Here is an 11,491-nt window from a genome sequence, read left to right on the forward strand (position 1 = left end):
CGCATTACCGGATCGGGTCGAGGGACCGTCGCGAAGGCCAGGCCCTGCTTTGGCGCGGTCTCCCCATCGGGCGCGCCCGATCCCAAAAGATGAAACGGCGGGGGTCAAGCGTCACTTCGTGACCGCGTTTCCTGGTAGTCGGCCAGCTTCTCGCCGTCGACTTCCACGAGCTGGTCCAGGCGCAGCGTTTCGCCAGTCCTGAGCGTCAGGTATTCAGCGCCACCGCGGCTGTACACATCGGTAATGGTCGCGGTACGTTGCCGTGGCGTGCCATCGGCGTCGCGATAGTGGATCTGCGCGGGCCTGCGCACGGTGGCGAGGTCTTCCAGGCGGTCGTGGAACTCGCAGGCGATCGGGCTGTACTGGGCGGCTTTGCTGGTCATGCAGTGGGTCCTGTGTGCTTGTTCATTCGCTGTCTTTCACCGACTGGATCAGGTTGTTGCGTAGCGACGCAACTGCCTTCTGCATCCGTGCGAACTCGTCCGGGGCCAGGCCGGTTGCGCCGGCGAGGCCGGATTCCAGGCGCAGTTCGCGCAGCTTGCGGCCGGCCTTGGTCAGGCTGACGCGTACCTGGCGCTCGTCTTCGGGGTCGCGCTGCCGCACCACGTAGCCCATCGCCTCCAGCTTCTTCAGGATCGGTGTCAGGGTGTTCGATTCCAGGAACAGCTTCTCGCCCAGGCTGCCGACGGTCTGGTCGTCCTGCTCCCATAGCGCAACGATGGTGATGTATTGCGTATAGGTCAGCCCCAGCTGCTCAAGGATCGGCTTGTAGGCCTTGCCGAAGGCGAGGTTCGCGGAATAGACCGCGAAGCACAGGAAGTCCGAGAGCGTCGGGTCTGCGGCGGGCTTGTCGGTGGATTTCATTTGCTGCCTCGTTGGCCAAAGACGGATGGATTGCAGGCGTCGATTATAGATCGTATGCGATTGGATCGTAGGTGCGATGACTTCCCGCGGCGGTCACGCGAGCCCAAGGGGAGGGCGCCCGCGACCGGCGGCAAATCGTGCGAACCATCTGGCCTCCGAGTGGCTGCGCGGTCTCAGGCGCGCGCGCCGTCGAGGTAAGGGTCGACCTTGCCGCGGGCGCCGTCGGTGTAAGGGCTGCGCGTGCCGTGTACCGATCGCGTGCCGTCTGTGTACGGATCGGCTGCGCTGGTGACCGAGCGGGCGCCATCGGTGAAGGGGTCGCGCGCCGATCCGGCGGCTTGCGCGGCGGCAGCGGTCAGCAGGGCGGCTGCGACAACGGCGTAGCGGGCGATGGTGGTGATCGTGCTCATGGTATGCATCCTTGATTCAGGTGAATTGTTGACGTATGCGATTAAATCGCATACGACTATTTTGCGGCAATGAGAAGGGCAGGGAATTACGAAGTAAATACGTTCAGCGCCACGTCGATATTGCCGCGCGTTGCCTTCGAGTAGGGGCAGATTGCATCGGCGGCGTGGGCCAGTTCCGTCGCCGTATCCCGCGCCAGGCCCGGCACGCGCAGATTGAGGCGTGCCTGCAGGAAGTACTCCGCGCCGGTCTGGCCCAGGTCGACTTCGATATCCACAGCCAGGTCGGACGGCAGCTCCAGCTTCATTTCCTTGGCCACCAGGCCGACCGCGGCGATGTAGCACGCCGACCAGGCGCCCGCGAACAGCTGTTCCGCGGTCGGGTGCGGCTGGACGGCCGGGAACACGTGCGCCGGGGTGGCGCTGTCGCCAGGCGACAGCGCGATGTCCAGCGTGCCGTTGTGGCCGCGCGAGGTAACGCCGGCGCTGCTGTGCGTGGTGTGGGTCTTGCCGGTGGCGAGGACTTTTTCGATCTTGCTCATGGAATGGATCTCCGGTGGTTGTCGGTTCTATGTAAATCGCATCCGTTTAAATCGCATACGATATAAACAATACTGGAACATGGGTCGCGCCTTGTCAAGGAAAAATATCGAATGCCCGCAGCGGAGCGGGGGAAAGCGCCCGGGCCGACGCTTGCGCAGCGCTGCCGATCCCCAGCACTTGCCCAAGTCGCTTGTTCTCCACAATTACGCCCTGATCGATCTGGGGCAGCCGGTCATGGAGGCGTTGTAGGACAGCGCCCGCTGAACCATTGGCGGCGCGCTCCATACAATGAACGCAGCGCGTTGCCGACGGCGGCAGCCGACAGCAAGGAGCCGAAGATGAGCAAGCCAGTATTCTCACTGCATCGGATCGATAGTGCCCCCGCACTGCACGGGCACCGGTCTCCCGTGCTTCATGTCTTTGATCGCCTTGCCGGCGCAGCCACGAGGCAGGCGGGCTCGCCTACGGCATTCATGCTGGCGGTCGGCGTCGTGGTGGCGTGGGCTTTGACGGGTCCGGTCTTCCACTACTCCGAAACGTGGCAGCTCGTGATCAACACCGGCACCACCATCATCACCTTCCTGATGGTCTTCCTGATCCAGCAGAGCCAGAACAAGGACGCCGTGGCCGTCCACCTGAAGCTGAACGAGTTGCTTGCCTCGCACAAGGAAGCGAGCAACATGCTAGTCTCGATCGAGGAACTCGATGAGGACGAGTTGCGCCAGTTGGTCACCTTCTATCGCCAGCTGGCGGAGCTTGCCGACAGGGAAGGCGGGCTCAAGTGCAGCCATTCGCTGGACGAGGCCCGTGAGAACCACGTGGCCAAGTACAGGGCCCGTGCGGCGCGGCCCGGTGGGCAGCCCACGCGCAGCGGCGACGATTCTCCCGGCGGCATCGAGATCCCTGCGCATTGAACCGGCGTCCATACCCGCAATGAGACTGTCGTGCCAGACATCGGCAAGCAACGCCATGATGCGCGACCTTGCGCGCGACCTGCGCGGGCGTCATGCACTGATGGCTGCAGGCATCGTCGTAATCCGGGCCCCGATGTTGCGTGGCGTGCCATCTGCCTTGGCACTGTTCGCTGACGGCTAGCAAGGTTGTTTCTTCGTCGCCTGAACGGACTGGGGCACAACCGCAGGTGTCTGGCATTGGCGTGCACCTTGTGCCGGATGTGGCACCTGACGTCCCGCATGCGAAGCGTAGGCAGCAACGGGTACCCGGCCCCGCGCCCGCATATCCTTATCGGCATTCCTTCGTTCCCTTATTTTCCGGCGCCGTTAAGCTGGAGTGACATCCTTCGCGCCGGGAGCCATGCACATGCCGGAGCGCCGGGCGCGGGATGCGCTGGGTGTTCGCGTCGCCTCGATTGCCGACCAGCCCGCCACCGATCGACGATGACGAAGCCATGGCAATCTACCTGGATGACATCCAATGCGCCGATATCGCGCGCGCCTCCCGCCGTTGGATATGGCGAACGGAGGTGCCTACCTGGCTGCTGATCGCGGCGGTCCATAGCGCGTGGTTTGGCATCGCGTTCAACGCCACGCGCATCGGCCTGCCGCTGGCTGTCGCGCTGCTGGCTCTCGTCACGGCCTGGTATATGTCTTTGCAGCACGAGCTGCTGCATGGCCACCCGACCCGGCTGGCCTGGCTCAATGCGCTGTTCGGCATGGCGCCGCTGGCGGTATGGTTTCCCTACGGGCTGTATCGCCGCGAGCACCTGCGCCATCACGAGGCCGACGATCTCACCCATCCGGGCGCCGATCCGGAGAGCTATTTCATGCTTTCCGGCGACTGGCAAGCGGCCGGTCCGTTGGGGCGGGTGTTGCTGCGCTGTCGCAATACATTGGCGGGACGTGTGCTGATCGGCCCGGCCTTTGCCATCGCGCAGACCGCGGCCGGCGCGGGGCGCAAGGTGCGCGACGGCGATCTGCGCGACCTGCCGATGTGGCTTGCGCACCTGCTGGCGCTGGCCGCGTTGCTGGCCTGGCTCGACAGCATTTGCGGTATCGCGCCGTGGCTGATGCTGGCCGGCGTGGCCTATCCGGCGCTGTCGCTGTCGGCGGTACGCTCGTTCCAGGAGCACCGTGCCCATGCCTTGCCGGCATGCCGCAGCGTGATCAACGAGGCCGCGTGGCCATGGCGCTTGCTCTTTCTCAACAACAACTATCACCTTGTCCACCATGATTTGCCTGCGGTGCCCTGGTTCGCGCTGGGACATATCTATCGTCGCCGCGCGGCCGACTACCAGCGGCGCAGCGGCGGTTTCGTGGTACACGGCTACGGCGAATGGCTGGCGCGCTTCGCGCTGCGTACGGCCGCGCCCGTGGTACATCCGCTGTTTCGCGGTTCTGTACGTGAAGCGGTGCCCGTTGCAACAGGAAGCGGGCAGGCCAGCAACGATGCCCGTGCGCAACTGACGGGGTGAACGTGGAAGACCGGCCGATGACCGAACGCAAGCACTGGGTGGCCGCGCTACCCATGTATAACCTGACACCCGCGCTGCATACGGACTGGCTGGCGCTGATCGCGCGCGTGGCCGACCTGCTCGCGCGGCAACGCGACCCGCTCCGGCTGAGCGTCGTCGAGCCCGCCGGGACGGTGGAGGCGCTGCACAAATTCTGGCGCCGGCCGGACCTGTTGCTCTCGCAAACCTGCGGCTATCCGCTGGTGCAGGGCCTGCGGCGCCATGTGCGCATCATTGGCACGCCACGGTTCGATGCGCCGGGCTGCGATGGCGCCAGCTATACCAGCGCCATCGTGGTACGCGCCAATGACGGGCCCGCCACGCTCGCCGCGTGCCGCGGATTGCGCGTGGCCTATAACGACGAGGGCTCGCACAGCGGCATGAACGCGCTGCGCTACGCGGTGGCACAGCTGGCGCGGGACGGCCGCTTCTTCTCCGGCACGGTGCGCACCGGGTCGCATCTGGCATCGCTCGACGCCGTGGCCAACGGCGCGGCGGATGTCGCCGCCATCGATTGCGTCACGCTGGCGTTCGCGCGCGATCACCTGCCCGAGCGTCTTGTTGCGCTGCGCCAGATTGGCAGCACCGAGGCCGCTCCCGGACTGCCGCTGGTGTCTTCGCGCCACGCCGCTCCGGCGCTTAGCGCGCGTGTTGGCGCGGCGCTGGCGCAAGTGCTTTCCGGCGAGCCGGCACTGGCGCGCCGCTTGCGCTTGCGCGGCATTGCGCGGACCGGACTGGCCCACTACGAGCCGGTAGCGCTGATGGCCCGCGCCGCGGTGGCGGCCGGCTACGCGCGGCTGGTCTGATCGTGGCGCAACGCAGCCGCGTCTGCCAGCGCGCGCAGGGCGTCAGTCGCGGGTGAAGGGCACCGGGAAGCTGTACTCGCACAGCGGGATACCCGCAAACGCGGCGCGTGCGCGCGCGGCGGGATCGCGCCGTGCCTCCCATGACTTGCCCGGCAGCGCGGGGGTGCTTGCCAGCCATCGTAATGGCTTCCGGTGAGCGCCGTGGGACGCAGGCCGGTTTGTATTTGCAGGACTGCTGCTACGGATCGGAGTATCGCCGTTGAGTACTGCGCGATTTGCGTGACTGGTGCCAGCCGTGGCGCACTTTGGTCGCAGGCGATCCGACCTGCAATGCCGGTGCCCTTAGGTGATACACCGTTCAGAAAAGCGCTGGCCTCGTTGAATACCCCTCGGTCCATAGATTCCACCGCCACCAATTGACGCGGTGCGATGCCAAAGACCCGGTATGTCCCGCGTCATCGCCGGCGCGGGAAGCCGCGTGTCACGAATGTCCTGGCAAAGTCGCCAAATCCGCAACTGCTGCAGATGCCAAGATCGTTCGCCAGTGCCTGGGCGCGAGTGAAGCAGGGGGGGCAGGACAAACGACAAAAGCGCTGCACTGCGCACGCGTCCTTAGGGGCAGGCAAAAAACGGAAGCGTGGATGGCGATGGCGGGCATCGTCATTCTCCCCAACTCGCGGCTGCTCGGCAGGCATCGCATGCGCCCTAATTGCTGCTGATTGTCGCCATCATTCGCATCACGTGCCGCGCCATCGACAGGCCACTCGCACGCACCCTCGCCTTGACTCCACCACCATCCGTCACTTTCCRCACCTTCATCCGTGAAGTGCCTCATTAGGCTGTTTATTCAACTCACCTCACGGGACACGGATTGGTAATCCTCGCTGCCTGCCCGTCGCATCCAAAGATACCGCGCGGCATTAAAGTGGATTAAAGGGCGCAAACAAGAGGGCAGCATTTGACGATCTCTCACCCGCAACGGGCGATCCGCATGTGCGCCAGGACGGTCGTTGTGCATTGTTGCACCAGCAAGTTGTAGATATTCGTCGTGCCACAGCAACAATTTGCTTGGAGGTGTGCGCATCCGGCAGCTCTTTTGTCGACTGGATCTCAATTGATAATCATTATCATTTATATTCATGCGCTTTCGTTAATTTCTTGTTGCAAGGAAGTAGAGCCATGAACACCAGTCGTTGCGGCAAGCTGCCCGCCGCACCCCAGACCTCGCTGTGCGCGACAGCGCTCGCCGTCTCCATTCTGTGCTTGGCGCCGCAACTGACGTCCGCGCAACAGACCAATGAGCAGTCGACGCAAAAGAGCAATGCCGAACATGTGCTCGATACCGTACAGGTAACCGGTAACTGGCTGGGCACCGGACTGGAGAACAGTGTGAAGACGTTCGCGGGCGCGCGCACCGTCGTCAACGAACAGCAGATCGAGCAAAGTGGGGCAGCGAGCATCGGGGACGTCATGCGACGGATTCCAGGGGTGCAGTCAACCGATAACTCCGGCACCGCCGGCAGCGCTATCTCGCTCAATATCGGCGTGCGTGGCCTGACCGGCCGGTACACGCCGCGCTCTACGGTCCTGCTCGACGGCATTCCGATGGCGGTGGCGCCCTACGGGCAGCCCCAGCTGTCCTTCGCGCCGGTCAGCCTAGGCAATATCGAGTCGATTGATGTGGTGCGCAGCGGTGGCGCGGTGCGGTATGGGCCGCAGAACGTTGGCGGCGTTATCAACTTCAATACCAAGCCGATTCCCGACGGGCCGGAAATCACCGGCGATGCCTCGATTCGCGAGAACATCTACACCGAAGGCGGCGGCAGCAATACGCAATACAGCGCATTTGTCGGCACCACGCTCGAGAACGGTCTGGGACTGGCCCTCCTGTATTCGGGCATGGCAGGCCGCGAATGGCGCAAGGGCAGCGATGACGATGTTAACGACGTCGCCTTGAAGTTTTCGTATGACATCACCGGMAGGTCGCGGGTCTACGGCAAGATGTCCTACTACGATGTGCGCTCGCGCACGCCCGGCGGGCTGACGGTGGCACAGTACAACGCGGACCCGTTTCAGAATACGCGGCCGAACGACTACTGGAGCGGCAATCGCACGGGCTTCGACCTGGGATACGTGAACACGATCTCCGCTAGCCAGGAGTTCGAAATCCGCACTTTCTTCAACGACAGCTATCGCCAGAGCACGCTGCAGCAGAGCGCCACCCAGATCGCGCACCAGCCTCGCAACTACTCGACGTTCGGTATTGAACCACGCTACACACAGCGCGTGGCGCTGGGCCCGACCCTGCATGACATCACCGTCGGATACCGCTATATCCGCGAGCGTGGCGATGACAACGCGTACAACCAGAGCCTGGTGACCGGCGTGGCAGGCCCGACCACCACGTTCGATAACGCAACCGATGCCCACGCCGTCTATATCGACGACCGTATCGCCATCGGGAGTTGGCGCATCGTGCCGGGCGTGCGTTTTGAACATATCGACACCACGCGCCAACAACGGGGGGCGACATCACAGTTCGAAAGCATGAATAACAAGGCACTGCCATCGATCAACGTTTCGTATCTGGTGAACAACGCATGGATCATGTTCGCTGACTACAGCACGTCGTTCGGACCGGTGCAAAACACCCAGCTCAATTCGCAGACACCGAACAATCCGCTGCAGCCGGAAGTGGCCCGTACGTTCGAACTGGGTACCCGTTGGACCGACAACCGGATCAAGGCCGAATTGACCGCGTTCAAGATCAAGTTCGACAACCAGATCCTGCAGGTGCCGGGCCTGTTTCCCGCCACGTTCCAGAATATCGGCGCTACCGATCACGATGGCGTGGAAAGYGCGATCGATTACACGTTCGATCGCGCCGGTCTGCTGGCGGGCCTGAATGTTTACGCCAACTACACGTACACGCGAGCGATTCAGAAGTCGGGCGCTACGGCCGGCCAGGACGTACCGTTCTACTCGCGCAATACGGATACGATCGGTGCTCGCTACGACTGGCGCAACTGGACCTTCAATGTCTCCACGACGCATCAGAGCTCGCAGTACTCCGACTTGGCCAATACGGTTGCCGAGTCGGCGGATGGTAGCGTGGGGCGCATACCGGGCTTCCGTACCTGGAACCTTCAGGCCATGTTCAAGGTGCCGCAGTGGAAGCGTACCGACATCACCATCGGCTTGAACAACGTGTTCGACAAGCGTTATTACACACGTACCACCGATAGCAATGCCGGTCGTCTGGTCGGTGCGCCGCGCATGGTTTACATCCAGGCACGCGCCGGCTTCTGAGGCCGATTCAGGAGCGGCCAGGCGGTATCGGCAGACCGCTTTTGGCCGGCCCGACCAGGCACCAGTCTTGAGCTGCGCATTGAGCGCTGCGGCCCGGAGGCCGGCTGCCTCGCCAGTAGGGTAGGCCTCGCAGCCGTCGCCTTGGGACTCCCCCAGCATACCCGCGCGATCGACGGAGGAAATGCGATTCCGGACATTGTCCTTGCGTGATACAACTGCGCGTCTGGCCAAGGCGAGCACCTGTCACCCTTCGCGCGTCCAGCCGATCCGGTGGCGTTCCTGCGTGGCCGCATGGCGGGCATCGTCCTCCGTGTGCAGGTAGGCGCTGGTGGTAGAAATCGATGCGTTCCCGAAATTGTCCCGCACGAAACGCAGGTCCACCTGCTGGTTGGTCATGTGCGACCCCGCGGTATGGCGCAGCCAGTGCGCTGACGCGCTGGCCAGCACCGCGGCACGGCTTTCCCACTCGGGGCCGCGTGAGCGCAGGCGCTGGGCGGCCATCCCGAAGACTTCCTTCAACACCAGGTGCAGGGCACCGCGTGACAAGAGCTTTTCCTTGCCGATGATCGGCAGCACGATGGGGCGTGCCTCGCCGGGATGCGGTGCCGGTGGCAGGCCGTACGCCTCGCGATAGCGCGCCAGTTCCACGATCAGTTCGTCCGTCGCCGGCACCAGCCGCGTCTTGTTGCCTTTGCCGGTCACCTCCAGCCACCAGCGCTCCAGGCCCTCCCGGTCGCGCCGGCAAAAGAACGCGCCCATCCGGGTCTCGGCCACTTTGGCCGCGCGCAGGCCGCCGAGATACAGCACCGCGAAGAGCCAGCGGCAGCGCGCCGCATGCAGGCGCTCGCGCTCGGTCGCACTGTCGCTCGTACCCGGCATCGCCTCGATGGTGTCCTTGACCGTCTGCCACATGGCGTGGCTGAGGTAGCGCGTGATGCGGGGCTTGGACTGGCCGCGTCGGCTGCTGTTGAGGATCGTTAATCCCGCTAGCGGTGACCGCTATATCCGATAGCAATCGCATGGCTGTAAACCATTGATCTATATTGCGAAACGGCCGTTCAGTGGCGATTTTTGCCGTTGTGCAAGAGCAACGCCATTTTCCGTCCATGTCCAACGATTCCGCTAATACGGCGCGGCGGATCATTAATTCGGCTAACACGGGCTACGCCGAGCCGGTGTCGGCGAAATTCTATTGCTGGCCGGGCAGGGCGGACGGGGAGGGTGATAGTTCGGTAGAGCCATGCGTATGACCTCGCGAAAGATCGGAAAAATAGGGGTATTCTGGCGATCGGCGTTCACGCCACGACCTGCGCGCCGGGGAGATCTCCATTGAAAGCACTCGCGAGCATCGGCAGGAGAAGAGCGTTTTTCCTTCATCTATCCTGGCTGGCACCCACATTTGCGGAATTTGAGGTCGCCATTAGCCGAAATAGCGATCTGCAACACATGCTGCGGATCTGCTGCTGTCGTCGCGCAAGGTCACGGCTGAAGAGGCGCTGCGCATGGGACTGGTCAACCGGAACCGCCCGATGCGCTCCTGGCCCAGGCGCACAGCTATGCGCTCGATTCGCGTGATGAAGCGGCAACTGTGGGAGACCCCATATCAAAGCCTCGGCGAGGCGATTATGGATGCCAACCAGGAAATGTTCCTAAGCATCCAGAGCGCGGATTTCAAGGAAGGCGTGGCACACTTTCAGCAGCGGCGGCCGGCAGCGTTCACGGGGGAATAGCCGCAGCCGTTGTGCCAGCTTCCCCCAGCCAGCGCCATAGCGTGGCGGGCTGACGCCGAGGCGACGGGCCGCCTCCTGGCGATTGCCGCCGCATAGTGCCAGCACCGTCAGTGCCCGCTCGCGCGGCTGTCCGTTTTCCGCGGAGTCGTGGTGGTATCGCTCGATCCGCTCTCGCTAACCAATGTCTACAAGAGTATTTACCTCGGTAACAAAGGCGTGATCGGGGTGCTCGGCACTGAAGACTTTATATTCCGGGCGCGCTTGAGCGGGTCGAGCGCCATGCCTGGGCAGTTCGTGCCGGCAAGCTCCGAAGTCCGAAAAGCCCTCTCCGGGCCCGGAGACGCGCAAGTCATTGATGAGAGCCCCATCGACGGCATCGAGCGCATATTCGGCATCCAACGGCTGTCACGGGGCGATCTCGCCGTGGTGGTGGGCTACAACGTGCATGAGGCCTTGGCGGCGTATCGGAGCAGACTGATGGTGATTGTCATGCTCGCGAGCGCCATTTCCGCTCTGATTGTCTACTTCCAGTTCCGCCAGGCAAAGGCCATCAAAAATCTGGCCTTGCTGGCAGACCGGGAAGCAGTGGTGACCCGCAGCCTGAATGAGAGAAAGCAGCATCTCCATGCGCTCTTTCTTGCCGTTGACGAAGGCATTGGTGTCTTCGACAGGAATCTCGTGATCGATGACGCCAATCCGGCGCTCTGCAGCTTGCTCGGCGTCTCGCTCGGGGAATTGCGCGGCGCTACACCGCAGCAATTTATCAACCACCTGTATCAGGGCCGCCGTCCCTCCCCCGATGCGACCGCTCGCGCGAGTCCAGCGCACAGCGCAGAACGATCTCCCCATTCTTCGTGACCGTGTTGAAAATCCATGCCCTGCGACCATACCAGGGGTGCCAGCGATACAGAACTTCCCGTGAGTCGGTAATGTGGGCGTTGTGTTGACGGCTTGTAATCACCTACGCGGCCACACCAAGACCTTCAAGCACTGGAGCCAGCACAGCATGGCCCACGATGTGGAGGCCCGGACCTCTACCCATGAGTTCTGCGATCCGCACCTCTGTGAGCAATCCTGCCGCGCAGTCTTCTTCTATCTGCGCGCCCAATGCGGCTTTGGCCAAGACCAAAGTCGCGTCGGCCTGCCGCGACAAGCCGCTCGCCGATTGAGCATCATGGGCAATCAGACCGTCAAGCACCGGGACAATGGCCTCCAAGTTTCCCTTGATCATTGCTTCCTTCAAGCCCTGAACCACGAACGTGACCATGCGCCAAATTTGCTGCGGCTGCCCGTCGAGCACCTTGTCGATCGATGCTCGCGCCTCAAGTGGCGACATGGTCGAGCACGGCGCAAGGGTAATGC

12 protein-coding genes and 1 pseudogene are annotated in these 11,491 nt (G+C 63.2%); 6 read left to right on the forward strand and 7 right to left on the reverse strand.

Going from position 1 to position 11,491, the window contains the following annotated elements; genetic code table 11:
* Nucleotides 1-104 precede the first annotated feature (104 nt).
* The 4 genes from AC1DKD_RS14535 to AC1DKD_RS14550 form a co-directional block, all read right to left on the reverse strand.
* Nucleotides 105-383 carry a hypothetical protein gene (locus tag AC1DKD_RS14535; RefSeq protein WP_441631322.1) on the reverse strand — a complete coding sequence of 93 codons (279 nt, stop codon included), beginning with the start codon at nucleotides 381-383 and terminating at the stop codon, nucleotides 105-107.
* Nucleotides 384-405: 22 nt separating this feature from the next.
* A complete protein-coding gene (locus tag AC1DKD_RS14540; RefSeq protein WP_441631323.1) occupies nucleotides 406-864 on the reverse strand; it encodes a MarR family winged helix-turn-helix transcriptional regulator in 459 nt (152 codons plus the stop codon).
* Nucleotides 865-1,037: 173 nt separating this feature from the next.
* On the reverse strand, nucleotides 1,038-1,274 hold the full coding sequence (locus tag AC1DKD_RS14545) for a hypothetical protein (protein ID WP_441631325.1): 237 nt from the start codon (nucleotides 1,272-1,274) through the stop codon (nucleotides 1,038-1,040).
* Between the two features lie 86 nt (nucleotides 1,275-1,360).
* Nucleotides 1,361-1,813, reverse strand: coding sequence for an Ohr family peroxiredoxin (locus AC1DKD_RS14550; RefSeq protein ID WP_441631327.1), 453 nt, complete (start codon nucleotides 1,811-1,813; stop codon nucleotides 1,361-1,363).
* A gap of 339 nt (nucleotides 1,814-2,152) precedes the next feature.
* Here AC1DKD_RS14550 and AC1DKD_RS14555 point away from each other — a divergent pair, with 339 nt between their 5' ends.
* The 4 genes from AC1DKD_RS14555 (at nucleotide 2,153) to AC1DKD_RS14570 (ending at nucleotide 8,399) form a co-directional block, all read left to right on the forward strand.
* On the forward strand, nucleotides 2,153-2,728 hold the full coding sequence (locus tag AC1DKD_RS14555) for a low affinity iron permease family protein (RefSeq protein ID WP_441631329.1): 576 nt from the start codon (nucleotides 2,153-2,155) through the stop codon (nucleotides 2,726-2,728).
* 494 nt (nucleotides 2,729-3,222) lie between these two features.
* The gene (locus tag AC1DKD_RS14560; protein ID WP_441631331.1) at nucleotides 3,223-4,245 is read left to right on the forward strand and encodes a fatty acid desaturase; all 1,023 of its coding nucleotides are present in this window, start codon (nucleotides 3,223-3,225) and stop codon (nucleotides 4,243-4,245) included.
* A gap of 17 nt (nucleotides 4,246-4,262) precedes the next feature.
* Nucleotides 4,263-5,090 carry a phosphate/phosphite/phosphonate ABC transporter substrate-binding protein gene (locus tag AC1DKD_RS14565; RefSeq protein ID WP_441631333.1) on the forward strand — a complete coding sequence of 276 codons (828 nt, stop codon included), beginning with the start codon at nucleotides 4,263-4,265 and terminating at the stop codon, nucleotides 5,088-5,090.
* Between the two features lie 1,179 nt (nucleotides 5,091-6,269).
* On the forward strand, nucleotides 6,270-8,399 hold the full coding sequence (locus AC1DKD_RS14570; protein WP_441631351.1) for a TonB-dependent receptor family protein: 2,130 nt from the start codon (nucleotides 6,270-6,272) through the stop codon (nucleotides 8,397-8,399).
* A 243-nt stretch (nucleotides 8,400-8,642) separates the two neighbouring features.
* Here the strand turns inward: AC1DKD_RS14570 and AC1DKD_RS14575 are convergent.
* Nucleotides 8,643-9,359 (reverse strand): annotated as a pseudogene (locus AC1DKD_RS14575) (tyrosine-type recombinase/integrase); the annotation flags it as partial.
* Nucleotides 9,360-9,901: 542 nt separating this feature from the next.
* On the opposite strand from AC1DKD_RS14575, the gene AC1DKD_RS14580 reads away from it, so the two are divergent.
* Nucleotides 9,902-10,129 carry a Clp protease/crotonase-like domain-containing protein gene (locus tag AC1DKD_RS14580; protein WP_441631353.1) on the forward strand — a complete coding sequence of 76 codons (228 nt, stop codon included), beginning with the start codon at nucleotides 9,902-9,904 and terminating at the stop codon, nucleotides 10,127-10,129.
* Here AC1DKD_RS14580 and AC1DKD_RS14585 read toward each other — a convergent pair.
* Complete coding sequence (locus AC1DKD_RS14585; protein ID WP_441631335.1) at nucleotides 10,049-10,234, reverse strand: helix-turn-helix domain-containing protein; 186 nt, start codon at nucleotides 10,232-10,234, stop codon at nucleotides 10,049-10,051. The genes AC1DKD_RS14580 and AC1DKD_RS14585 overlap by 81 nt on opposite strands.
* A gap of 45 nt (nucleotides 10,235-10,279) precedes the next feature.
* Between AC1DKD_RS14585 and AC1DKD_RS14590 the strand changes: the two genes are divergently transcribed.
* A complete protein-coding gene (locus tag AC1DKD_RS14590; protein WP_441631337.1) occupies nucleotides 10,280-10,987 on the forward strand; it encodes a PAS domain-containing protein in 708 nt (235 codons plus the stop codon).
* A 103-nt stretch (nucleotides 10,988-11,090) separates the two neighbouring features.
* On the opposite strand, the gene AC1DKD_RS14595 is transcribed toward AC1DKD_RS14590, so the two are convergent.
* On the reverse strand, nucleotides 11,091-11,491 hold a 401-nt coding region (locus AC1DKD_RS14595), incomplete at its 5' end, for a hypothetical protein (RefSeq protein WP_477143390.1).

Source organism: Cupriavidus sp. 05T313, from assembly GCF_056396665.1.

Excerpts from the sequence above, each read along its gene's own strand:
- AC1DKD_RS14535 (WP_441631322.1), bottom strand. The coding sequence starts at position 383 with ATGACCAGCAAAGCCGCCCAGTACAGCCCGATCGCCTGCGAGTTCCAC.
- AC1DKD_RS14540 (WP_441631323.1), bottom strand. The coding sequence starts at position 864 with ATGAAATCCACCGACAAGCCCGCCGCAGACCCGACGCTCTCGGACTTC.
- AC1DKD_RS14545 (WP_441631325.1), bottom strand. The coding sequence starts at position 1,274 with ATGAGCACGATCACCACCATCGCCCGCTACGCCGTTGTCGCAGCCGCC.
- AC1DKD_RS14550 (WP_441631327.1), bottom strand. The coding sequence starts at position 1,813 with ATGAGCAAGATCGAAAAAGTCCTCGCCACCGGCAAGACCCACACCACG.
- AC1DKD_RS14555 (WP_441631329.1), top strand. The coding sequence starts at position 2,153 with ATGAGCAAGCCAGTATTCTCACTGCATCGGATCGATAGTGCCCCCGCA.
- AC1DKD_RS14560 (WP_441631331.1), top strand. The coding sequence starts at position 3,223 with ATGGCAATCTACCTGGATGACATCCAATGCGCCGATATCGCGCGCGCC.
- AC1DKD_RS14565 (WP_441631333.1), top strand. The coding sequence starts at position 4,263 with ATGACCGAACGCAAGCACTGGGTGGCCGCGCTACCCATGTATAACCTG.
- AC1DKD_RS14580 (WP_441631353.1), top strand. The coding sequence starts at position 9,902 with ATGGGACTGGTCAACCGGAACCGCCCGATGCGCTCCTGGCCCAGGCGC.